This is a genomic window from Streptosporangium sp. NPDC049248, assembly GCF_040678965.1.
GTDB classification, from domain to species: Bacteria; Actinomycetota; Actinomycetes; order Streptosporangiales; family Streptosporangiaceae; genus Streptosporangium; species Streptosporangium fukuiense.
This window is the reverse complement of sequence record NZ_JBFAQY010000024.1, coordinates 86,687-109,715: the sequence shown is the minus strand read 5'-3', so window position 1 is coordinate 109,715 and position 23,029 is coordinate 86,687. Positions and strand designations below refer to the sequence as shown.

The following is a 23,029-nucleotide window of genomic DNA, read 5'->3' as shown; positions in this document are numbered from 1 at the left end:
TTCAGAATCCGCATAGTGCGCTATAGGCGCAGGCCGCGGCGGCGCCGTACCTCGCCGGCGAGTTCTTCTGCCCCGGCGAGACCGTGCCGATCGCCGAGAACGTCAAACTCTCCCATAGAGCTTGTTATTGCATCAACTGCACCATCTATCTCATCAAGGTCTAAAAGGGCTGCGGCCAGGGTCAGCAGCGCCTGCGCGGCCCCCCTGCGGTCCGCGTGCTCGCGGAACGTGCCGAGCGCCCCCTCCGCGGCCCCGCGGGCGACGTCGGGCCGGCCCTCCGCCATGGCCACCCTGGCCAGGACCACCAGTCCCGCGGCCTCGGGCAGCCGATCCCCCAGCCGCCTGAGCAGGCCGAGACCGCGTTCGGCCCGCTCACGCGCCTCGGCAGGGCACCGCCGGTCCAGAAGGAGCCCGGCGAGGTCGAGCGAGACGGCCGCCTCGCCGCGCGGATCACCCAGCTCCCGATAGGCCGCGAGGCTCCTGACGAGCAGGTCCTCCGCACGCCGCAACCCGCCCAGAGCGCGCAACGCGTCGGCCCTGCCACGCTGGTCGCCCGCGGCCGAGAACGCGGTCAGGCAGGCCACAAAACACGCCTCCGCCTCCTGCCGCCGCCCCCTGGCGAGGTGGACCAGGCCGAGCCGGTGCCGGGTACGGGCCACCTCTCCGGCCTCCGCCAGCGAAAGCGCCCGCTGGAGGGCCTCGGCCGCCGCCACCAGGTGGCCCCGTGCCCGGTACAGGTCCGCCATGGAGCGCAACAGCAGCGCCTCGCCGTGGCGGTGTCCCATCCGCCTCGCGGCCCGCAGGCCGATCTCCGCGGCCATGCGCCAGTCCTCGTGGTGCGCGCCGAGCTCGAAGAAGGGTGTCAGGTAGAAGGCCAGCCGCCAGGCCGCCTCGTCCAGGCCGGTCCGCTGGAAGTCGACGACCGTCGCGACCAGGAACCCCCGCTCGGCGGCCAGCCAGCGGGCCGACTCCCTGAACTGCGTGGTCGCAAGGGCCATGACCTGCTCCGCCGTATGGACCAGGGTCTGGCCCGAGCCCGGCTCCGCGGGCAGCAGCAGTGCCCTGGCCCGCCGGGTGCGGTCCAGGATCTCCCGCCCGGCCGCGGCGAGGACCTGCCCGGAGGTGCCCTCCTCCCCATACAGGCGCTCGGCGGCATAAAGCCTGGTCAGCTCGTGCCAGCCGTACCTCTCCTGGCCGGCCGCGTCGAGCCCGCGCGCCTGCAGCAGGCCCGCCTCGGCCAGTGCCTCCAGCAGCCGGTCCGCGGGCGCGCCGAGGACCGCGGCGGCCGCCCACGGAGCGAAGTCGGGCGCGGACAGCGCACCGAGGCGGCGCAGCAGCAGGCGTTCCCGATCCGAGAGCGCGTGGTAACCGAGCGCCAGGCTGCTCCGTACGGCCAGATCGCCCGCGCTGAGCTCGTCGAGGCGGCCGCGCTCGTCCTCAAGTCGTCCCGCCAGGTGCCTCAGCGTCCAGTCCGGCCGCCGCGCCAGCCTGGACCCGGCGATCCTGAGCGCCAGCGGCAGCCCTCCGCACAGCACCGCGATCCGCGCCGCCGCCTGTGGCTCGGCCCGCACGCGCTGTTCGCCCACCACCCTGGCCAGCATCGCCACCGACTCGCCGGGATCGAACACGTCAAGCTCGCGGGCACGCGCCGCCTCCAGGCCGAGCAGCGGCGAGCGGCTGGTCACCAGCGTCAGGCAGCCGGGCCCGGTGGGCAGCAGCGGGCGCACCTGTGCCTCGTCGACCGCGTCGTCCAGCACCACCAGCAGCCGCCGCCCGCTCACCATGCTGCGGTAGAGCCGGGCCCGCTCGGCCGGCTCGGTGGGCACGGCCCCCTGCGGGCAGCCGAGCGAGCGCAGCAGGTCCTCCAGCACCGCGCCCGGCGTCCTGGCCCTGAGCGAGGCGTAAAGCCGCCCGTCGGGGAAATCGAGCGCGGCGGCCGCGTGGATCGCCATCGCGGACTTGCCCGCTCCCGCCGGGCCGTGCAGCACCAGGTGGACCGGCGCGCTACCGGCCGTGGGCACCGCCCCGCGGATCCAGTCCAGCACGCGCTCCCGCCCGGTGAAATCGACGACGTCCGGCGGCATCTCGTTCGGCACGGCTCTCGGAGACGCGTCCCTGGCCAGTACCCGCTCGTGCGCCTCCCGCAGCTCGGCACCGGGTTCCAGGCCGAGTTCGTCGATCAGCAGCCGCCGCGCCTCCTGGTAGACGCTCAGCGCCTCCGGCCTGCGTCCCGCCTGGTTGAGCGCCAGCATGAGCTGCCCCCATGCCCGCTCCCGCAGCGGGTACGCGGCCACGAGCGCGCGCAACTCCCCGGTCAGCTCCGCACCGCGGCCGAGCGCCAAATCCAGCTCGACGCGCTCTTCGAGCGCGGTGAGCCGCAACTCCTCCAGCGGCACGGCATAGGCTCGCCGCAGCGGCCCCGAGTCGATGCCGGCCAGCGCGGGTCCCCGCCAGAGCGCCAGGGCGGCACGCAACTCGTCGGCCGCCTCGGCGGTCCTGCCCGCGTCCCTGGCCCGCCTGCCCGCGCTCACCAGGCGCTCGAACCTGTGCGCGTCCACCTGGTCGGGATCGACGTCGAGAAGGTAGCCTCCGGGCACGGTCCGGATCCCGTCCACCACCTTGCGCAGCGCGCTCACGTACACCCGCAGCACCGGCTCGGCCGACGCGGGCGGCTCCTCGCCCCACACCTCGGCGATCAACCGGTCGACGGTCAGCACCTGTCCTCGCCGCAGCAGCAGCGCGGCCAGCAGCGCGCGGTGCTTGGCGGGCCCGGGCGTGAGGTCGCGGTCGCCGTCAAGGACCCGCAGCGGTCCCAGCACGCCGAACCGCATCGCTCAGCCCTTCGCCGGGCGAAGCTCGAACGAGCGGAACCTGACCTGGACGGGCTCGGCCGTGTCCGGCGCCGCGTAGACGCCGGTGTCCCCCGGGCCGTAGGGGCTCCGCGTGTCGGCGGCCTCGCCCACCGGTTCGTCGTTGAGCCACATGCTCAGGGCGACCCGGTCCCCCCGCTGCTCGCACTGGGCGACGATCCGGTCGTCGGCCGACCTCTTCACCCGTATGGGCCCGTATAGGACCGTGCTCTGCCCGCCGTGCCGTTTGGTGATCGAGGCGCTGCCCGAACCGGTGACCGCGAAGTCGTAGCGGTCACCGGTACTCGCGTCGCCGCGGCACCAGACGCCGAACTCCCCCGAGCCCCGCTCCAGCCGGATCCTGGAGCCGACCACGATGCCCTCGGCGGGCTCGCCGGAGAAGGGCGCCGACTTCCACAGTCGCCAGCCGGGGTTCACGGTCAGCAGGTAGGACTCGCCGTCCTGCTCGGCCCTGCCACCGTCGGACACGCCGACGGCCCAGGATTCGGCGAAGTCCGCGTGGTAGGGCAGCGCCGGTGTGCCGAGGCCGGCGTAGACGGCCCATCCGCCTGCCACGAGCGCCGCGAGCACGCCGGCGCCCGCGATCCACGGCCACCGCCGCACGCCCCTTCCGGGCCCTGTCTCCGCTGTGGCCGGTCCCTCGGGTGCGCCCGGCGCACCGGTGACGGCCCAGGTACGCTCGACCACCTGGCTTGCCGTCGCCGGGGTCGGCCGGCCGCCGATCAGCTCGTCCAGCAACTGCTGGGCGCTCGGCCGCCGCGCGGGATCCCTGGCCATGGCCCGCTCGACGACGGCGCGCATGCGTTCGTCGAGGCCGTCGAGATTCGGCCCCTCGTTGAGGATCCGGTAGAGGACCTCCGGTGGCGGACCGCCGCCGAACGGCAACCGTCCCGTGCCGGCGAACGCGATCACCCCGCCCCACGCGTAGACGTCGATCGCGGGCGTCAACGGCTCGCCGCGCACCTGCTCGGGGGCCATGAAGGCGGGCGTACCCATGACCGTCTGGCTGGTCAGGCTCTGGTGGTCGACGAGCTGGGCGATACCGAAGTCGATCACGCGCGGGCCGAGCGGCGACAGCAGCACGTTCGACGGCTTGAGGTCGCGATGGATCACCCCCGCCCCGTGGATGGCGTGCAGCGCCGTGGCGATCCCGACCGCGAGCGCCTCCAGGTTGGCGCCGGTCAGCGGCCCCTGCTCGCGTACCGCTCGCGCCAGATCGGGTCCCCTCACGTACTCCGTGACGAGATAGGCGGCACCTTCCTCGATTCCGGCGTCGAGCACGGGAGCGGTGCAGAACCTGGCCACGCTGCGCGCCGCCGTGACCTCGCGCTCGAAGCGCCGCCGGAAGGCCGGGTCGCCGGCCAGCTCCGGGTGGATCACCTTCACCGCGGCCAGGCCACCGGCCGGGGTGGTGGCCAGATGCACCACGCCCATACCGCCCCGGCCCAGCTCACGCCTGAGCTCGTATCCCCCGATCGCCTTCACCGGAGTCACCCTACGATCAAACGATTACATCCGGGACAAGCCCTCCCTCTCTTCGCGCCTCATCGCCGGCACCTCCGCGGACCCGGCGTACGCCCGGCACGACGGCCACGCCGGCATCGTCCGCGAACGGATCGACAAGGTGGCCGGATCGACGGGGTGGCCGGGGAGTGGGCGGGCCCGGTGGGAAACCGGGCGGGCGGCTCAACCGGGGGCGGGGGTCTCCGCCAGCGTCTCGGCGATCAGCCGGTCGAGGTTGGCCGGGCTCGCCGGACGGGCGATGGCGGCATCGGCGAAACGGGCCAGGAGCCGGGCGAAGATCTCGCGGTCCTGCTCGTCCCAGTCGGCCATCAGGCCGTCCAGGTAGGTGCGCCGGTGGCGGACCACCACCTCCAGCACACGGCGGCCCCGCTCGCTCAGCACGAGCCTGGCCCGCCTGGCGTCCACGGCCGACTCCTCGCGCTCCACGAACCCCGCACCGATCGCGTCGTTGACCAGCCTGCTGGCGGTGGAGGGATCGACGTCCAACTGCTCGGCCACGGCACCCACGGTCACCTCGGGCACGTCCAGGCTCAGCTTGTGCACGGCGTGCACGACCATGACGTTCGACATGTGCACCGGCCGCTGCGGCTCTTCTGCCCTGCGCGCTCGCAGTGGCCGCGACCAGATCCGGCGTAGCCGGAACAGGGCCACATCGATCATCGCTCCGGGCGTCCCCTCGTTCACGGCGCAACCCTAACGCCTGCGGGGGGCGAGGGGCGCCCCCCGCCAGAAGATGGTCAGCCGGCCAGCCGGACCGGGTTGACCAGATCGGCATACATCAGCAGGCCCGCCATGATGACCATCAGGAAGGCGATCGCGTACGTGAGCGGAAGCGCCTTGGCGATGTCGACGTGGCCGGGGGCAGGACGGCGGGCGACGCGAGCGAAGCCGCGCTTGAGGCCCTCCCAGAGGCCACCGGCGATGTGGCCGCCGTCCAGCGGGAGCAGCGGGATCAGGTTGAACAGGCCGATCGCCAGGTTGAAGCCCGCCAGCAGGTTGATGAAGACGACGATCTTGTTCTCCAGCGGGATCGCGGAGGCGGCGATCTCCCCGCCGATGCGGCTGACGCCGATGACGCCGATCGGGCCGTTCTTGTCACGCTCGTCACCGGAGAAGGCGGCGTTCCAGACGCCCACCATCTTCTCGGGGAACCTGAGCAGCGCGGAGGCGGTGGCCGAGGTGAGATCCCACATGTGCTCGGTCACGGCGCCGAAGCTCTGCTGCTCTATGGCGATCTTCGGGCTGACCCCGAGGTACCCGACACCCTTTTCGATCTTGCCGGGCTCGTCGAGCGACTCGCGGTCCTGGGCGATGAGGGTGGCGTTGACGGTCAGCTCCTGCCCCCCGCGCCTGATACCGATCGCGATCGGCCCCGCGCCGTGGTCGCGGATGGCCCGCGTCGCGGCGTCCCAGCTCGCGGCGGGCCTGCCCGCCACGGCCACGATGACGTCCCCCGGCCTCAGCCCCGCCACGCTGGCCGGGCTGGGCTTGTCGGCCGCGGTGCACTCCTGGTTCTTGGCATAGTCGGCCGCGCTCTTCACGCACTGCGGGATCGAGGCGATCTCGGTCTTCTGCACAGGGATGCCGAACCCCATGAGCACGACGCCGAACAGGACGAACGCCAGCACGAAGTTCATCGCCGGACCGCCGGACATGATGATGACCTTCTGCCACCAGGGCTTGCGGTAGAACACCCGGTTCTCGTCGCCCGGCTGCACGTCCTCCAGGGCCACGTCACGCGCGTTCTCGATCAGGCCCTGCCACGGCCCGGTGGAGACCGAGCGCACCTTGCCCGGGGCGTCGGTGGGCCGGGGCGGCAGCATGCCGATCATCCGGATGTAGCCGCCGAGCGGGAGCCACTTGATCCCGTACTCGGTTTCGCCCTTGCGGCGCGACCACATCGTCGGGCCGAAACCGACCATGTACTGGGTGACCTTGACGCCGAACAGCTTGGCCGGCACCAGGTGGCCGATCTCGTGCAGCCCGATCGACACCATCAGTCCCACGAGGAATACAACGACTCCGACCACGGAGAGCCAGCTCACAGGTTCATACTCCCATCGCGGTTTCACCGACAATGCCCCATAAGAGATTAGCCGAAGTATCCGGCCTTCACGGCCCCGTTCCTCGTCGGGTCACCTGCGGACACTTTGCCGATCAGCCACATTTTGTTGACATTCAGCGATCGTCCGATCACTCTTTGATGAGGTCGAGGGTGAGAGATCGGAGCGTTTTGATCGGAATTTTGGTTGCCGAACACCTACCCCTGATACGGCGCGGGCTGGTGGCCTCGCTGGAGTGCGAGAGCGACATGCGGGTGGTGGCCGACGTGGCCGACGGCGAGGACGTCGTGCCCGCCGTTCTGCGGCACGCGCCCGAGACCGCGGTCATCGACCTCGACCTGCCCGGGGCCGACGGTTTCACCACCGCCCTCCGGCTGCACGAGGAGGCTCCCCGCTGCAGTGTCCTGCTGCTCTCCCGCGCCCCGAACCCGGGTCAGGTCCGCCGCGCCTTCGCCGTCCACGCGCTCGGTTTCATGAGCCTGGAGGTCGACCCCGGGCAGCTGGCCGACGGCGTCCGCCAGGTCGCGGCCGGCCGCCGCGCGGTCGACTCCGAACTCGCGGTGGCGGCCCTGAGGTCGGCGGACAACCCCCTGACCCGCCGGGAGCTCGACGTGCTCCGACTGGTCGCGCGGGGCGCCAGGTCCGGCGAGATCGCCGACCAGCTGTTCCTCTCCGTGGGAACGGTCCGCAACCACCTGTCACGGATCATGTGCAAGACCCAGGCCCGCAACCGTCTCGACGCCGTGCGCATCGCCGACGACTCCGGGTGGCTCTGACGCCCTTCACGCCTCAGGGGCGCCAGATGAGGATGAGGGCGCAGTCGTCGTTGTGCCCCGCCGACATGGAGGTGACCAGGTTACGGGCGCCGTCGCGGAACCCGGAGGGCACCAGGCGCTCGGCCTCTCCCAGCAGGCGGTCGAGGCCCGCGTCGATGTCGCGCCCCGGCTGCTCGATCAGGCCGTCGGTGTAGAGCATGAGCGCGTCCCCCTTGCGGAGCATCCCCTGGTCCGCCTCGCAGTGCAGGTCGGGCACGACGCCGAGGACGACGCCCTTGGCCGTGGAGACCCGCCACGTCCCCGCGCCCGACTCGTACTTGACCACCGGCGGGTGACCGGCCGAGGTGATCACGTACTCGCCCGTCGCGAGGTTGAGCCGCAGGTGGACCGCGGTGACGAAGCCCTCGGCCTCACGCTGGCGGTGCAGGTAGGTGTTGCAGGCGGGCAGGAAGTCGTCGACCGAGCCGAGCAGCCCGCCGAAGGTGCCCGACAGCAGCAGTGCCCGGGTGCCCGCGTCGACGCCCTTGCCGGACACGTCGACCAGGGCGAGCTCCATCGTGTCGCCCTCGCGGATGGAGACCAGGAAGTCACCGCCGAAGGAGGATCCTCCGGCCTGCTTGAGCACCACCTTGGAGCCCCACTCCTTGGACAGCGGGGGCAGGTCGCTCTGGCTCTTGAGACGGTCGCGCAGCTCCAGCAGCATCGCGTCGCCGCGCAGGCCCTGCACGCCGAGCTTGCCCCGGGTACGGGCCATCAGCGCGGCCAGCACGGCGGTGAAGCCGAAGGTGACCAGCAGGCCGGGGCCGATGTAGTCCACCCCTCGCACCGCGGCCACGTAGATCAGCGAGGCCGCGACCGCGCACAACAGCTTGACGAGGCTGTTCAGCCGGAGCTGAAGCCCGGCCACCAGGGTGATCGGGATCATGAGCGCCGGGGAGAACCACTCCATGGAGACCCTCGCGGCCAGCACACCGATCGCCAGGGTCAGCAGGATCAGCGTGATGAGCAGGTTACGGTCGCGCGCCAGAGGGCCCCGGCGCAGCAGACGCACGATGGGGACGAGAAGCGGGATGCGGACCAGGAACGCGCGGAGCGCCGGGGGAAGCAGCGGCACCGGACGGGAACTCATGATGCGCCTGACTGTATCTGGCTATCCCCCTTTTGGGCAGCCGACTTGACCAATGCCTTGATCACTAAGCGTGGATATTAGCTGGCCGGAACTGTTTGTCCCATCTACCGTGTGAAAAATGACTCTTAGCCTGCGTCCGATCGCCGAAGCCGAGTGGTCCGGTTGGATGACCGTGGAGGAGGAGGCGTTCGGCGCTCCCATCCTCCCGCACCGAGCGGAGCTGTACCTGGGCGTCACCGAGTTCGACCGCTCGCTCGGCGTGTTCGACGGCGATCTGCTCGTCGGCTGCACGGCGGTGTGCAGTTTCACCATGACCGTACCCGGCGGCCCGATCCCGGTCGGCGGCGTCACCGCGGTCGGCGTGCTGCCCTCCCATCGTCGCCGGGGCGTCCTCTCCTCGCTGATGACCCGCCAGCTCTCCGACCTGCACGAGCGGGGTGAGGCGGTCGCCGCGCTCTACGCCTCCGAGGCCGCGATCTACGGGCGCTACGGCTACGGCAGGGCCGCGGACAGCCTGGTCTTCCGGATCCCCACGGCGAAGGCGGCCTTCACCCGGCACGCCCCCGTCGATCCGGGCCTGCGGCTGCGTATCGTCAGGCCCGCGGAGGCCAGGGCCACCTTCGAGAAGATCCACGATTCGGCGCTCGACGAGCGTCCGGGACTGTACGCCCGCACGTCCGGGCGCTGGGACTCGGTGCTGAGCGACCACGAGGCCGACCAGGGCGGCGCCGGACCGCTGCGCGCCGTGGTCGTCGAGGACGATCACGGCGCGCGGGGCTACGCGCTCTTCAGGATCAGGCCGAGCTGGACCGAGGACGACGTCTTCGACGGTGAGCTGCGGCTCAAGGAGCTGTTCGGTCTCGATCCCGCCGCCTACGCGCTGCTCTGGCGGCACCTGCTGGACCGTGATCTGGTCTCGCACGTCACCGCCCAGAACCGACCCTCGGACGACCCGCTGATCCACCTGCTGGCCGAACCCCGCATGCTCCACGCGCGCTGGCTGGACGAGCTGTGGATCCGCGTCGTGGACGTCGAGCGGGCCCTTCCGGCCCGCCGCTACTCCGCGCCCGTGGACGTGGTGATCGACGTCGAGGACGACGTCTGCCCGTGGAACGCGCGCCGCTGGCGGCTGACCGCCGACACCTCCGCCGCCCGCTGCGTGCCCTGCGACGATCCGGCCGACCTGGCAATGCCGGTCTCCGTACTGGGCGCGGCCTACCTGGGCGGGCGCCCGCTGGCGGCCCTGCTGGCGGCGGGGGTGGTACGCGAGTCGCGCGCGGGGGCCCTGCGGGAGCTGTCCACCGCGATGTCGTGGGATGCCGCCCCCTGGGGCGGGACGATCTTCTGACCAGGGCCACGACCGCCCGGCCTGATCAAGGCCGGGCCCGGACACGGCCTGCCCTGAGGGGCCGGGCGGGTTATGGTTGCGGCATGGCACTGCAGAGCTTGCAGATCAACGCGATCACCGCGATGCGGGCGCGAGACGTCTCGCGCCCGACACAGGAGCAGCAGGAGAGCGCGGACCGCCGCCCGCTGCGCGACGAGACGCCCCGCAAGGAGCCCACGCGCAGGCGGTGAGGACTACGGCAGCGGCGGAAGCTGACCGATGGTCTCGTACGAGGTGATCTGAGCGATCCGGCGGTTGTGGCGCTCGGCCCCGGAGTACGAGGTGTTGAGGAATACCTCGACGAACCGGGTCGCCTCCTCCTCCGGGTGCATCCGCGCGCCGATGCTGACGACGTTGGCGTTGTTGTGCTCGCGGGCGAGCCTGGCGGTCTCCTCGCTCCAGGCCAGCGCGGCGCGGATGCCGCGCACCTTGTTGGCCGCGATCTGCTCGCCGTTGCCCGAACCGCCGATGACGACCCCCAGGCTGCCCTGGTCGTCCACGACGCCCTGGGCCGCGCGCAGCACGAACGGCGGGTAGTCGTCCTCCGCGTCGTAGACGAAGGGACCGCAGTCCACGACATCGTGGCCGTGCTCCTTCAGCCAGGAGACGATGTGGTTTTTGAACTCATAGCCGGCATGGTCGGCACCGATGTAGACGCGCACCCACCCAGTTTCGCAGGTGTGCGCGGGCGGCTTCACCCGGCCCCGGCTAGAGTAATGGCCCCTATGCTCACCCAACCCTTACAAGAGAGAACTCCACATGCGTGACATCCGAGTGGTCGGTGACCCCGTCCTGCGCACGCCCGCCGAGCCGGTCACCGAGTTCGACCGCGACCTGCGGCGCATGATCGACGAGATGTTCGACGTGATGTACGCCGCACAGGGCGTCGGCCTGGCGGGCCCGCAGATCGGCGTGTCGAAAAGGATCTTCGTCTACGACTGCAGCAACCGCAAGGGGCACGTGATCAACCCTGAGCTGACCGTGGACGACGACTCCGAGATCCTCGACGAGGAGGGCTGCCTGTCCGTTCCCAGCCGCGAGACCGGCACCCCGCTCTACGCCAGGACGCCCCGGGCCGCCGGCGTGACGGTAAGCGGCCTGGACCGGCTGGGGCGGCCGATCCGGCTCAGGGCCCGCGGCCTGCTGGCACGCTGCTTCCAGCACGAGACCGACCATCTCGACGGCATGCTCTACGTGGACCGGCTGGCCAAGGACGCGGCCAGGAAGGTCCTGCTCCAGGCGCCCTGATCCGGCGGGCCGGCCGGGCGCGGACAGCCCGCGCCGGCGCCCTCAGAGCTGGATCGCCTTGATCTCCAGATACTCCTCAAGGCCGAACTCGCCCAGCTCGCGGCCGAGGCCCGACTGCTTGTAGCCGCCGAAGGGGGCTCGCGGATTGAACTGGCCGCCGTTGATCGCCACCTGGCCGGTGCGCAGCCGTCGTGCGACCTCGACCGCGCGCTGCTCGCCCCCCGCCCACACCGCGCCCGCCAGGCCGTACGGGGTGCCGTTGGCGATGGCGACGGCCTCGTCCTCACCCCGGGTGTAGGGGATGATCGTGAGGACCGGGCCGAAGATCTCCTCCTGCTCGATCACCATCCCCGGCTCCACCCCGGCGAACACCGTGGGCTCCACGTAGAAACCACGCTCCAGCGGCCGGTCGGTGCCTCCGGCGACCAGCCTGGCGCCCTCCTCCTGGCCCCGGTTGATGTAGCGGATCACCCGGTCACGCTGGGCCGCCGACACGAGCGGGCCGAGCCGGGTCGCCTCGTCGAAGGGATCGCCGACCGTGTACTTCCGGGCGGCCTCGACGACGAGCCGGACCACCTCGTCGTACTGGTCCCGGTGGACGATCATGCGGGTCCAGGCGGAGCAGGTCTGGCCGGAGTTGAGGAAGGCGTTGGCCACCGTCGCCTTGGCCGCCGCCGGAAGGTCCGCGTCCGGCAGGACCAGGCTGGCGGACTTGCCGCCGAGCTCCAGGGCCACCCGCTTGATCGTCTCGGCCGCGAGCGAGGCGACCCGGCGCCCGGCCCCGGTGGAACCGGTGAACGACACCATGTCCACCTCCGGGTGGGTGACCAGGGCCTCGCCCACCACCGGGCCGTGACCGCTGAGCATGTTGAAGACCCCGGCGGGCAACCCGACCTCGTCGAAGATCCCGGCGAGCGCGAAGGCCGCCAGCGGAGCCACCTCGCTGGGCTTCAGCACGACGGTGCAGCCCGCGGCGAGCGCGGCGCCCACCTTGCAGACGACCTGGTGGAGGGGGTAGTTCCAGGGGGTGATGGCGGCGACCACCCCGACCGGCTCCCTGAGGACGCGGGAGTTGCCGACCCGCCCGCCCTCGAAGTCGTAGGTCTCGGCCAGCTGGGCGTAGGAGGCCAGCACCCCGGCCGGCATCAGCGTCTGCACCCTCATCGCCACGCCGTACGGCGCGCCCATGTCCGTGGCGATGATCCTGGCCATCTGGTCGGAGCGTTCTCGGATCAGCCCGGCGGCGGCGGCGAGGATCCGGCCTCGCTCGGCGGGAGCCGTCGCCGACCAGGAGGGGAAGGCCTCGCGGGCGGCGGCCACGGCGACCTCGACGTCGGCGGGCGTCCCGGCGGGCACCCTGTCGATCAGCTCCTCGGTCGCCGGGTTGATCACGTCGATGCTCTCGCCCGACGTGGAGGGCCGCCAGGCTCCGTCCAGATAAAGGTGACGCATACCCCTCATCTTTGCGCGCGTGCCCTTGTTCCGCGAGGGCACGGCGGGTACGGCGGTCACGCGGAGATCATCGTTGTGCGGGAGCACAGTAGTGGTCCCGCCGGACGCGCCCCGCCTCCCCACCCGCCCGGCCATGCGCGGCGGGCCGGGAGGAGAGGGCCGGGCGGCGGATCAGTCGAAGATCGGACGCCTGTCCCTGGACCGCTTGAGCTCGAAGAAGCCGTCGGTGGCCGCGACCAGCCGTACCCCGTCCCAGAGCTTGCCCGCGTCCTCGCCCTTGGGCGCGGGCGAGATGACCGGGCCGAAGAAGGCGACGCCCTCGACCGAGATCACCGGGGTGCCGACCTCCTGGCCGACCCGCTCGATGCCGTCGTTGTGCGAGGCGCGGAGTGCCTCGTCGAACTCCGTCGAGTCCATCGCGTCGGCGAACGTGCGGTCGAGCCCGGCGGCCTCCAGTGCCTCCTCGACGGTCTCGCGGAGCGTGTCGAGCTCCTTGACCCTGCCCTGGTTGTGAAAGCGGGTGCCAAGCTCGGTGTAGAGGCGGCCCACCGTCTCGGAGTCGTACTTCTCCTGCACGGCGGTGACCACCCGGACCGGGCCGATGGCCTTGGCGATCATCTCGCGGTAGCTGTCGGGGACCTCCTTGTCCTCGTTCAGCACGTTGAGGCTCATGATGTGCCAGCGCGGCTCGATCGGCCGCACCTTCTCCACTTCCAGCAGCCAGCGAGAGGTCATCCACGCGAACGGGCAGAAAGGGTCAAACCAGAGGTCGACGGGGGTTCGCTCAGTCATCTTCTCGGCTTCCTGGTCGTAAGGCTTCGTCGACAGCGACAACCCGGACACCCGAGTTCCCTATTCCATGGGTGGATTAATCCCTTTACATGTGACTTTATTCTCAAATTTAATGATCAGCTCATAGGTTGTGCCGACGCCGCGCGTCGCGGACTTACGTGGCAGGATTCAGTCACCCCCTAGCAACGGAGCGGGGGAAGTTGTTAAGAGGGAGCGGTAGTGGCAGGCAATCTGACCCGTGACGAGGCGCGCGAGCGCGCACGGCTGCTCAGCGTGCAGTCCTATACGGTGGAGCTCGACCTGACCGAGGGTGAGGAGCGCTTCGAGAGCGTCACCACGGTCCGCTTCACCAGCACCCGCCCGGGTGCCGAGACGTTCGTCGACCTGGCCGGCGCGAAGGTGCGCAAGGCGGTCCTGAACGGCGTCGAGCTGGACGTGAGCGGCTATGACCCGGAGACCGGACGGCTGCCGCTGCCGGATCTGGCCGGGACCAACGAACTGCGCGTGGACGCCGACTGTTCCTACACCCGCACCGGTGAGGGCCTGCACCGCTTCGTCGACCCGGTCGACAAGAGCGTCTATCTGTACAGCCAGTTCGAGACGGCCGACGCGCACCGGATGTACGCGTGCTTCGACCAGCCCGACCTGAAGGCCACCTTCGAGCTGACCGTGCTCGCGCCGTCCCACTGGGAGGTCATCTCCAACGCGGCGCCCGACTCGGCCGAGGAACTGGCGGAACACCATGGCAGGCACGGCGCGCTCCAGGCGGCCAAGCGCTGGCACTTCCCGCCCACCCCGGTGATGTCGACCTACATCACCGCGCTGTGCGCCGGGCCCTACCACAAGGTGACCTCCGAGCACGACGGCATCCCGCTGGGCCTGTACTGCCGGGCCTCGCTCGCCGAGCACCTCGACCCGGAGAACCTCTTCGAGGTGACCAGGCAGGGCTTCGACTTCTTCCACGAGATCTTCGGCGTCCGCTACCCGTTCGGGAAGTACGACCAGCTCTTCGTCCCCGAGTTCAACGCCGGGGCGATGGAGAACGCGGGCTGCGTGACCTTCCTGGAGGACTACGTCTTCCGCTCGCGCGTCACCGACGCGATGATCGAGCGCCGCGCCGAGACGATCCTGCACGAGATGGCGCACATGTGGTTCGGTGACCTGGTCACCATGCGCTGGTGGGACGACCTGTGGCTGAACGAGTCGTTCGCCACCTACGCCTCGGTGCTCTGCCAGGCCGAGGCCACCCGCTGGGGCCAGGGCGCCTGGACCACCTTCGCCAACGTCGAGAAGTCCTGGGCCTACCGCCAGGACCAGCTGCCCTCGACCCACCCGATCGCCGCCGACATCGTCGACATGCACGCGGTCGAGGTCAACTTCGACGGGATCACGTACGCCAAGGGCGCCTCGGTCCTCAAGCAGCTCGTCGCCTACGTGGGGCTGGACAACTTCCTGGCCGGGGTACGCGACTACTTCCGCGAGCACGCCTGGGGCAACACCACGCTCGCGGACCTGCTCGGCGCGCTGGAGCGCACCTCGGGGCGCGACCTGTCCTCCTGGTCCAAGGAGTGGCTGGAGACCTCCTGGGTCAACACGCTGCGCCCGTCGTTCACCACCGACCCCGAGGGCCGCTTCATCGAGTTCGACGTGCTCCAGGAGGCCCCCGCCGACTACCCGACGCTGCGCTCGCACCGCGTGGCCATCGGCCTGTACTCCCTGCGGGACGACAGGCTGGTCCGGGTGCGGCGAGTCGAGCTGGACGTGGTCGGCGCGCGCACCGCGGTGGCCGAACTGGTCGGCGAGGTACAGCCGGACCTGATCCTGATCAACGACGACGACCTGACCTACGCCAAGGTCAGGCTCGACGAGCGGTCACTGCAGACCGTGGTGAACGGCGGCATCGGCAAGTTCACCGAGTCCCTGCCCCGTGCGCTGTGCTGGTCGGCCGCCTGGGACATGACCCGGGACGCCGAGATGTCCGCCCGCGACTACCTCGCCCTGGCCCTCTCCGGGATCCAGTCGATCACCGACATCACGGTCGCCCAGACCGTGCTCCGCCAGACCCGCCTGGCCCTCCAGCAGTACGCCGACCCCGCCTGGCGCGCCCAGGGCCTGGCCCGGCTGAACGCCGCGCTGCGCGACCTGGTCACCGGTGCCGCGCCCGGCTCCGACTACCAGCTCGCCTACCTGAACGCGCTGGCGTCCACCGCCACCTCAGCCGAGGACCTGGCGTTCCTGAAGGGGCTGCTGGACGGTGAGACCGTACTCGACGGCCTCACCGTCGACACCGACCTGCGCTGGACGCTGACCAGCGCCCTGGTCTCCGGCGGCCTGTTCGGCGAGGAGGACATCGCTCAGGAGCTGCTGCGCGACGCCACCGCGACGGGCGAGCGTTCCGCCGCGCTCTCCCGCGCCTTGATCCCGACGGCCCAGGGCAAGGCGAACGCCTGGACCGCGATCATCGAGGGCAAGCTGAGCGGCGCGCTGCTCCGCTCGACGATCGTCGGCTTCATGGACGCGCGCCATCCGGAGCTGCTGGAGCCGTACGCGGCGAAGTACTTCGAGGAGATCGGCAGGATCTGGAAGTCCTGGACCTCCGACAGCGCTCAGAACTTCGCCAACGGCTGCTACCCGGCTCTGGTCATCTCCCCCGAGACGGTCGCCAGGACCCAGGACTTCATCTCGGCCGACCAGCCGCCGCACGCCCTGCGGCGCCTGCTGCTCGAGGGCGCCGACGGTATCGGCCGCGCCCTGCGCGCCCAGGCCAAGGACGCGTCCACGGACTGACCTCGCCGCGGAGCCGGACGGACACCCCTCGCCAGGACGGGCGGGGGGTGTCCGTCCGGTGCGTCGTCACCGGCCGCTGAGGCCAAGCGGTCCTGAGCACCTTGGGGCGAACACTGGTAGAGATAGGTGTCAACCGCAAGGAACACCCCATGTCCGGCTCCGCCCGGTCATCGAGATCTCGCCGGGGGGTGCGGACCCCGGGCTCCGGCCCCGGAAAGCGAAGTCAAGAGAGGGCCCCCGTGGAATCGGCACGTGATCTGCTCATCTCCCTGGCCAGGAGGTACGCCTTTGGTGATGTCGGAGCCCTCGCCTCCGGTGTCGTGGAGAAAGCGGGTGACATCGAGGCGGCGTGCGAGTTCGGCCAGCGACTGCTCTCGCTCGACGCGGAGGACTTCGCCGCCGAGGCGCGGGCCGTACCGAGTGACCTGCGGCGGCGTGCTCGGGCCTGCACGATGCCGCAGACGCCCCGCGAGCAGCCACGCGGCGCGCTGGAGTCGCTGCGGCCCGCGTACGGGCTGCTGCTGGAGGTCATCGCGGTCAGGTGGCACCGCCGGGAACTGAGTCCCATGGTCGCCGCCATCCACATCGCCAGCGAGTATCTCCCGCTGCTCGCGTTCGAGCCGGTACTCGGCAACGCCGGTGATCCCGCGCGCTGGCCGGAGGGCCTGACCGCGCCGGACAGCAGGTTCGGGGTGATCGGCGACCGCGAGTGCGACCACACGAAGGCCGAGCAGTCGGCGGTCAACCGGACACTGCGCGTGGCGGGAGAGCCCGCCGAGGGATGGCGCGCCTACTTCGACCGCCAGCACAGCCAGGTCGCCGGGGCGCTGGCCACCTGCGTGGCCGACTGCCGCAGCCCCTGCACCGCGATGGACTGGGTGCGCGCGGACCGCCGCGACGACCTCGCCCTGCGTGCCGGTGTGGCGCTGGCCTTCGCCGAGACCCCGCTGGTGCGGCTGCGCCACGCCGCTCCGGTGGGCCACGGGTTCGGCGTGCCCTCTCCCGAGGAGGTCACCGAGGCCTGGGAGCGCAGCCGGACCATCCTGGCCAAGAACGAGGTGGGCGCCGAGGCGTCCGGTGACGACGGCTTCCCCCTGCCGGGGCTGCCGGCCCTGTTCTCCGCCGTCGCGGGCGCCCCGGTGACGCCCTCGACGCTGCTGACGGACATCAGCCGCCATCTGGTGCGGCTTCTCCAGTCCTGAGCCGGCCCTGATACGGCCCTGAGCCGACGCTGCCGGCGGGGCCGATCAGAGCAGCCGGCTGACGCACGCCGACAGCGCGCAGCAGATGACGGAGAGCAGCATCAGCCAGACGCCCCGGCGGATGTAGCGCCGCTTGGCGTCTCCGACGGCGCTGAGCCTTCTGATCTCCAGGACGAGCAGGTCGACCCTGTCGCCAGGCCTCGATCCCGGCCGTACCTCGCCGCCGAACCCTCCGGGATAGAACCGGCGTCTCTCCAGCGTCCTGCCCGCCAGCCCCGCGGTACGGCGGTAGAGGGCTCCGACGAGCATGAGGATCCCCATCAGCCAGAAGAACATGCCGGCCCACCAGAGCCATTCGATCTTGCTGGACAACTCGCCGGGCCTCCAGTACCCGTTCAACAGCCCGACGACGACGGCACCGGCTGCCGCGCCCGTCGTGACCAGCAGGATGACCGCCGTCTCGTCCTCCTCGCGGACCCTCGCCCGGACCTCGGCGAATGCCTCCTGCACGTAGCCGATGATCATGTCGGGCTCCCGCGCCGCCGGGAACCCCCTGGAAGAGCGACCCAGCAGCGCGTTCCACCTGATCCTCAGCACAAGCCGATTATCCGGGAAAATCATCTTCGCTCAGCGCGAACGGATCAGCCGCGCCGCGATGCCCGGTCGGCCAGCAGCAGGACTCCGGTGACCACCCCGCCCACCAGGTCGCCCAGGCCGAGGATCGCGGCCATCGACATCGCGGCCGCGCGGCATTCGGCGTCGGGCAGCCACGCCCTGGCCCGCGGACCCGTGACGATCTCCAGTGCCCTCCCGCCATGGTCCACGAAGACGAGCACCGCCCTGTCGGCCTCCTCTCCCAGCGCGGCGTGCAGCCGCTCCGAGAAGTGACGGCGCGGGCCGATCGCCGGCCCGAGATAGGCGGCGAAGCGCAGCCCGGTGAGCCGCTCCGCGGTGCGCAGGGCCCCGCGGACGTCGTCCCCCTCCGTCGAGGTCAGGGTCAGCATCTCGGTACCTCGCCTCCGTCGGCCCTCGCCGGGCCTCACCAGGCCGCCGACGCTCCACCGGTGTGCCGTCCCGGCTCGGCGGTCTCCGCGAGCGAGACCCAGTCTGCCTCAGGCGCCGGAGACGGGCTCGGACGCCGCTCCGTCAGCACCAGAACCGCATCGCTGACCCCGCGCTCGCTGCCGAACGGTCCCCCCAGCCAGACCGCACCCGCCGACGTGCTCCTCGCGGCCCTGTCGCGCATCCTGCCGGGCATCGTCACAAGCAGGACGATGAGCAGGAACAGGCCACCGGAGACCCCGATGAGAAAGCCCAGGACCTCGATCGCGCTGTCCATCTCTCAAAAGTAACCCCAGGTCGGCGGCCCGTCGAGGACTACCAGGTGGTGGGCCTGCGCTCACCCCAGAAACCCCCGCGAGCAGCCTCGATCTGCGACGACACGGAGATCAGGGTGCCCTCGTCGCCGAACCTGCCGGCCAGCATCACGCCGATCGGGAGGCCGTCCGCGCTCCAGTGCAGCGGCAGGTTGACCGCGGGCTGGCCGCTGACGTTGTAGATGGCGGGGAAGGCGGCGAACCGCTTCATCCGCTCGAAGGTCTCCTCGGGGCCCTCGACGTCCTCGAACCAGCCCACGGGCCTGGGCGGTTGCGTCACGGTCGGGGTGAGCACCGCGTCGTAGGGGTCGGTCGCCAGCAGGCCGAACCGGGTGGCGAGCTGCAGCGCCGACTGGGCCTGCAGGAAGTCGGGGGCCGGGGTGGCGAAGCCGCGCTCGCGCAGCCAGGCGGTCAGCGGCCGGAGCCTGTCCTGCCTGGTCAGATCGACCGGGTGCATGCACGAGAACGCGTACCAGAGCGTCACGAACTGCGGCACCGTGTCCGGCCCGAACGGCGGGGCGATGTCGACCACCTCGTGTCCGAGCGCCGCCAGCTCCGCCGAGGCGTGCTCGTAGGCGGCGAGCACCTCGGGGTCCACGACGACGCCGGGGACCAGCGGCTCGGCGTAGCGGGCGATCCGCAGGCGACCGGGGTCGCGGCCCACGTACGCGTGGAAGGAGCCGAGTTCCGGCGGCGGCGCGTGATAGAGATCGCCGGGGTTGTGGTGGGCCATCACGTCGAGCAGCGCGGCGGCGTCGGCGACGGTTCTGGTGATCGGGCCGTTGGTCGACAGGCCGGCCAGGTCGGGAACTATCGGTGCGAAGCTGATCCTGCCCCGGGAGGGCTTGATACCGAACAGCCCGCAGACCGAGGCGGGGATGCGGATCGACCCGGCGCCGTCGCTGCCCTGCGCGGCGGGGGCCAGGCCCGCGGCGACCGCCGCCGCCGCGCCGCCGCTGGACCCGCCGGCCGACCGGGAGAGATCCCACGGGGTGCGGCTGGGCGCCGAGACGGAGGTCTCGGTGTAGCACGGCAGCCCGAACTCGGGCGTCGCGGTCTTGCCGAGCATGATCGTCCCAGCGTCCCTGAGCCGCTCGACCACGCTGTCGTCCACCGGCGCGACGAAGTCCTCATAGGTGGCCGAGCCGAAGTGGATCGGCACGCCCTTGACGAGGTTGAGGTCCTTGATCGGGATCGGCACCCCGGCCAGGGGCGAGGGATCGTCTCCGGCGAGCACCCTCGCCTCGACCTTGTGCGCCTGTTCCAGGGCGAGTTCGGGGGTCACGGTTACGTACGCGCCGATCTGGGGGTCCAGGCGGGCGATCCGGTCGAGGTAGTGCTCGGTGATCTCGACGGGCGAGACCTCCCTGCGCCGCACGGCTGCCGCCTGCTGCAGAGCGTTAAGATCGTGAATGTGAGCCACGCCCCGCACAGTAGGCGCAGAACGCGCGGTTATCCAGAGTGGAAGCCCATAGATACCCGGTTCATAGCAGCGCCAAGCGGGTGACGGCGGTCACAAAAGTATGAGATACGCAATACTAGGCACCCCCCGAGGATGTCAGCTACCGTGAGTTACGTGGATTCCGGTCAGGTACCAGAAGACGGTAACACTACGTCACCGATTTGGGTCAGTGACCGACAGGCCGAGGACCGGCCGACGTCTCGACCCGCCGCACCAGCGTCTACGTACGCACCCGTCGAGCGCGCGGCGCTGCGCAGCCTGCTCGATCACCCCAAGTACCGCCACCTGCGCCGACGCGTTCTCGTCGCGGTCGGCGTGGGCGTGCTCGCAGCCATCCTGCTGGCCAGCTGGCAGCTGGGCTTCACCGCCGCCGTGGTGGCCGCGATCGTCGACACCGTGCTTCACGCCCGTTCCAACTCGTCGGTGCCCGCCTGGCGGCGCTCCTCGGTCGCGGAACGGCGGACGGAGATGCAGTTGAAACGGCTGGAGCGCGGGGGCTACCGCACCCTGCACGCCCGTGCGATCCCCGGCAGCGAGGCCCAGATCGACCACCTGGTCGTGGGTCCCACCGGCGTCTACGCGGTCGACTCCGAGAAGTGGGACAAGCGCCTGCCCGTCCGCGTCCAGTCGCACCGCAAGCTGTTCCACGGCCCGTTCAACCAGAAGCCACGTCTCGACGAGGCGCGCTGGGAGGCGTCCCAGGCCGCCGAACTGATCGGCGCGGAGCTCGGCCGTGAGGTCACGATCGTGCCGTCTCTGGCGATCTACGGCCCGGCCATCCCCTGGAAGGTCCTCAACGTCCGCGAGGTGGACGTATTCGACGGCAGTCGTGTCCGTAAATGGATCACCAAGCGGGAGCGCTCACTCACCGACGCCGAGATCGACAGGATCTACGAGGTCGCCGAGCAGGTCCTGCCCGCGCGCTACCCGGAGAACTGACCTCGCCGGCTCTCCCGCACGGTGTTCGCGAAGCGACGGTGTTCGCGGAACCTGTGGTCACGGACCCGATGTCTCATGGCATGGGCGGTCGTCTCACGCGCTGAGCGGTGGCCGTACCATTCATAGACCACGGTTTCGATGATGGGAGAAGCCTCATGCCCGCCCTCAGGTCTCGTACGGTCACTCACGGCAGGAACATGGCCGGGGCCCGGGCCCTACTCCGGGCGACGGGCGTAGCCGGCGAGGACTTCGGGAAACCGATCATCGCCGTGGCCAACAGCTTCACCCAGTTCGTCCCCGGGCACGTCCACCTGCGCGAGGTCGGCGACGTGGTGGCCGGCGCGATCCGCGAGGCGGGGGCGATCCCCCGCGAGTTCAACACGATCGCGGTCGACGACGGCATCGCGATGGGGCACGGCGGCATGCTGTACTCGCTGCCCAGCCGCGAACTGATCGCGGACGCGGTCGAGTACATGGTCAACGCGCACTGTGCCGACGCGCTGATCTGCGTCTCCAACTGCGACAAGATCACTCCGGGCATGCTGCTCGCCGCCTTCCGGCTGAACATCCCCACGGTCTTCGTCTCCGGCGGTCCGATGGAGGCGGGCAAGACCCCCAACGGGAAACTCGACCTGATCGACCCGATGATCGCCGCGGCCAACGACGCCGTCTCCGACGCGGAGCTGCTGGAGATGGAGGAGAACGCCTGCCCGACCTGCGGTTCGTGCAGTGGCATGTTCACCGCCAACTCGATGAACTGCCTCGCCGAGGCCATCGGCCTCGCGCTTCCGGGCAACGGCACGATCCTGGCCACGCACAAGGCGCGCAGGAAGCTGTTCGAGGACGCCGGACGCCGGCTCGTGGAGATCACCCGCCGCTACTACGAGCAGGACGACGAGACGGTCCTGCCACGCGCCATCGCGACCAAGGACGCGTTCGAGAACGCCATGGCGCTGGACGTGGCGATGGGCGGCTCGACCAACACGATCCTGCACATCCTCGCCGCGGCCCGCGAGGCCCAGGTCGACTTCGGGCTGAAGGAGATCAACGAGATCTCGCTGCGGGTGCCCTGCCTGTGCAAGGTCGCCCCCGCCACCGCGAAGTACCACGTCGAGGACGTCCACCGCGCCGGCGGCATCCCGGCGATCCTGGGCGAGCTCGACCGGGGCGGCCTGCTCCACCGCGACGCCTACACGGTCAACGGCGGCACCCTGGGCGACTACCTCGACTCCTGGGACCCGCAGTCGCCGCGCGCGCTGCCCGAGGCCCTTGAGCTGTGGCACGCGGGTCCCGGCAACGCCCGCACCGTGAAGCCCTTCTCCCAGGGAGCCCGCTGGGAGGAACTGGACCTCGACCGGTCCGAGGGCTGCGTGCGCGACATCGAGCACGCCTACACCCGCGACGGCGGCCTGGCCGTCCTCTACGGCAACATCGCCACCGAGGGCTGCATCGTCAAGACCGCCGGGGTCGACGAGTCGATCTGGAGGTTCGAGGGCCCCGCGGTGGTCTTCGAGTCGCAGGACGACGCGGTCGAGGGCATCCTCAACAACAAGGTCAAGGCCGGCGACGTCGTGGTGATCCGCTACGAGGGGCCGAAGGGCGGGCCCGGCATGCAGGAGATGCTCTACCCCACCTCGTTCCTCAAGGGCAAGGGGCTGGGCAAGGAGTGCGCGCTGATCACCGACGGCCGCTTCTCCGGCGGAACGAGCGGCCTGTCCATCGGTCACGCCTCCCCCGAGGCGGCCGAGGGCGGCACCATCGCGCTCGTCGAGGACGGCGACCTCGTCACGATCGACATCCCCGGCCGCTCGATCGAGCTGAAGGTCTCCGAGGAGGAACTGGCCGCCCGCCGGGAGAAGCTCCTGGCCGATCTGGGCGGCTACCGGCCGCGGACGCGCCAGCGCCCGGTGAGCGCCGCGCTGCAGGCATACGCCGCGCTCACCACCTCCGCCTCCACAGGTGCCTCGCGCGACCTGTCACAGCTGTCGCGCTGACCTGGGCTTCCTATCGGACAGAGATGCC

Annotated in this window: 20 protein-coding genes; 8 read left to right on the top strand and 12 right to left on the bottom strand. The window is 70.8% G+C overall.

The annotated features are described in order from the left end of the window. Positions 1-20: 20 nt before the first annotated feature. The 4 genes from AB0K21_RS33140 to AB0K21_RS33125 form a co-directional block, all read right to left on the bottom strand. Positions 21-2,831 carry a BTAD domain-containing putative transcriptional regulator gene (locus AB0K21_RS33140; RefSeq protein WP_364155574.1) on the bottom strand — a complete coding sequence of 937 codons (2,811 nt, stop codon included), beginning with the start codon at positions 2,829-2,831 and terminating at the stop codon, positions 21-23. Between the two features lie 3 nt (positions 2,832-2,834). Beyond that, complete coding sequence (locus AB0K21_RS33135) at positions 2,835-4,355, bottom strand: serine/threonine-protein kinase (protein ID WP_343983360.1); 1,521 nt, start codon at positions 4,353-4,355, stop codon at positions 2,835-2,837. Between the two features lie 201 nt (positions 4,356-4,556). Then, positions 4,557-5,078, bottom strand: coding sequence for a MarR family winged helix-turn-helix transcriptional regulator (locus tag AB0K21_RS33130; protein ID WP_343983363.1), 522 nt, complete (start codon positions 5,076-5,078; stop codon positions 4,557-4,559). A gap of 53 nt (positions 5,079-5,131) precedes the next feature. Then, the gene (locus AB0K21_RS33125; protein WP_364155571.1) at positions 5,132-6,439 is read right to left on the bottom strand and encodes a M50 family metallopeptidase; all 1,308 of its coding nucleotides are present in this window, start codon (positions 6,437-6,439) and stop codon (positions 5,132-5,134) included. 200 nt (positions 6,440-6,639) lie between these two features. Here AB0K21_RS33125 and AB0K21_RS33120 point away from each other — a divergent pair, with 200 nt between their 5' ends. Further along, complete coding sequence (locus AB0K21_RS33120) at positions 6,640-7,233, top strand: response regulator transcription factor (RefSeq protein ID WP_364155569.1); 594 nt, start codon at positions 6,640-6,642, stop codon at positions 7,231-7,233. Between the two features lie 13 nt (positions 7,234-7,246). On the opposite strand, the gene AB0K21_RS33115 is transcribed toward AB0K21_RS33120, so the two are convergent. Further along, positions 7,247-8,362 carry a PP2C family protein-serine/threonine phosphatase gene (locus tag AB0K21_RS33115; RefSeq protein WP_343983372.1) on the bottom strand — a complete coding sequence of 372 codons (1,116 nt, stop codon included), beginning with the start codon at positions 8,360-8,362 and terminating at the stop codon, positions 7,247-7,249. Positions 8,363-8,480: 118 nt separating this feature from the next. On the opposite strand from AB0K21_RS33115, the gene AB0K21_RS33110 reads away from it, so the two are divergent. Then, a complete protein-coding gene (locus AB0K21_RS33110; protein ID WP_343983375.1) occupies positions 8,481-9,710 on the top strand; it encodes a GNAT family N-acetyltransferase in 1,230 nt (409 codons plus the stop codon). Positions 9,711-9,793: 83 nt separating this feature from the next. Further along, the gene (locus AB0K21_RS33105; RefSeq protein WP_343983377.1) at positions 9,794-9,940 is read left to right on the top strand and encodes a hypothetical protein; all 147 of its coding nucleotides are present in this window, start codon (positions 9,794-9,796) and stop codon (positions 9,938-9,940) included. A 3-nt stretch (positions 9,941-9,943) separates the two neighbouring features. Here AB0K21_RS33105 and AB0K21_RS33100 read toward each other — a convergent pair whose 3' ends face one another. Further along, positions 9,944-10,411, bottom strand: coding sequence for a ribose-5-phosphate isomerase (locus AB0K21_RS33100; RefSeq protein ID WP_343983380.1), 468 nt, complete (start codon positions 10,409-10,411; stop codon positions 9,944-9,946). A 97-nt stretch (positions 10,412-10,508) separates the two neighbouring features. Here AB0K21_RS33100 and def point away from each other — a divergent pair, with 97 nt between their 5' ends. Continuing rightward, entirely contained in the window at positions 10,509-10,997 is a 489-nt protein-coding gene (gene def / locus AB0K21_RS33095) for a peptide deformylase (RefSeq protein ID WP_364155566.1), read from the top strand. A 42-nt stretch (positions 10,998-11,039) separates the two neighbouring features. On the opposite strand, the gene AB0K21_RS33090 is transcribed toward def, so the two are convergent. Further along, the gene (locus AB0K21_RS33090) at positions 11,040-12,449 is read right to left on the bottom strand and encodes an aldehyde dehydrogenase family protein (RefSeq protein ID WP_343983386.1); all 1,410 of its coding nucleotides are present in this window, start codon (positions 12,447-12,449) and stop codon (positions 11,040-11,042) included. 171 nt (positions 12,450-12,620) lie between these two features. Continuing rightward, on the bottom strand, positions 12,621-13,241 hold the full coding sequence (locus AB0K21_RS33085; protein WP_343983389.1) for a disulfide bond formation protein DsbA: 621 nt from the start codon (positions 13,239-13,241) through the stop codon (positions 12,621-12,623). A gap of 219 nt (positions 13,242-13,460) precedes the next feature. Between AB0K21_RS33085 and pepN the strand changes: the two genes are divergently transcribed. Together pepN and AB0K21_RS33075 are read left to right on the top strand one after the other, a co-directional pair. After that, the gene (gene pepN, locus AB0K21_RS33080) at positions 13,461-16,028 is read left to right on the top strand and encodes an aminopeptidase N (protein ID WP_343983392.1); all 2,568 of its coding nucleotides are present in this window, start codon (positions 13,461-13,463) and stop codon (positions 16,026-16,028) included. 239 nt (positions 16,029-16,267) lie between these two features. Next, a complete protein-coding gene (locus AB0K21_RS33075; protein ID WP_343983395.1) occupies positions 16,268-17,230 on the top strand; it encodes a hypothetical protein in 963 nt (320 codons plus the stop codon). A gap of 45 nt (positions 17,231-17,275) precedes the next feature. Here AB0K21_RS33075 and AB0K21_RS33070 read toward each other — a convergent pair whose 3' ends face one another. Genes AB0K21_RS33070 through AB0K21_RS33055 form a run of 4 tightly spaced genes read right to left on the bottom strand, consistent with a single transcriptional unit; the run spans position 17,276 to position 20,029 of the window. Further along, on the bottom strand, positions 17,276-17,827 hold the full coding sequence (locus AB0K21_RS33070) for a hypothetical protein (RefSeq protein WP_343983398.1): 552 nt from the start codon (positions 17,825-17,827) through the stop codon (positions 17,276-17,278). Positions 17,828-17,871: 44 nt separating this feature from the next. After that, positions 17,872-18,234, bottom strand: a complete 363-nt coding sequence (locus AB0K21_RS33065) for a DUF5130 family protein (RefSeq protein WP_343983401.1) — start codon at positions 18,232-18,234, stop codon at positions 17,872-17,874. 35 nt (positions 18,235-18,269) lie between these two features. Beyond that, entirely contained in the window at positions 18,270-18,569 is a 300-nt protein-coding gene (locus tag AB0K21_RS33060) for a hypothetical protein (protein WP_343983404.1), read from the bottom strand. A gap of 38 nt (positions 18,570-18,607) precedes the next feature. Beyond that, positions 18,608-20,029: an amidase gene (locus AB0K21_RS33055; protein WP_364155562.1), complete on the bottom strand. Its 1,422-nt coding sequence runs from the start codon at positions 20,027-20,029 to the stop codon at positions 18,608-18,610. A gap of 354 nt (positions 20,030-20,383) precedes the next feature. On the opposite strand from AB0K21_RS33055, the gene AB0K21_RS33050 reads away from it, so the two are divergent. Continuing rightward, entirely contained in the window at positions 20,384-21,007 is a 624-nt protein-coding gene (locus tag AB0K21_RS33050; protein ID WP_343983410.1) for a nuclease-related domain-containing protein, read from the top strand. Positions 21,008-21,162: 155 nt separating this feature from the next. Then, positions 21,163-23,001, top strand: coding sequence for a dihydroxy-acid dehydratase (gene ilvD / locus AB0K21_RS33045; RefSeq protein ID WP_343983413.1), 1,839 nt, complete (start codon positions 21,163-21,165; stop codon positions 22,999-23,001). Positions 23,002-23,029: the final 28 nt, after the last annotated feature.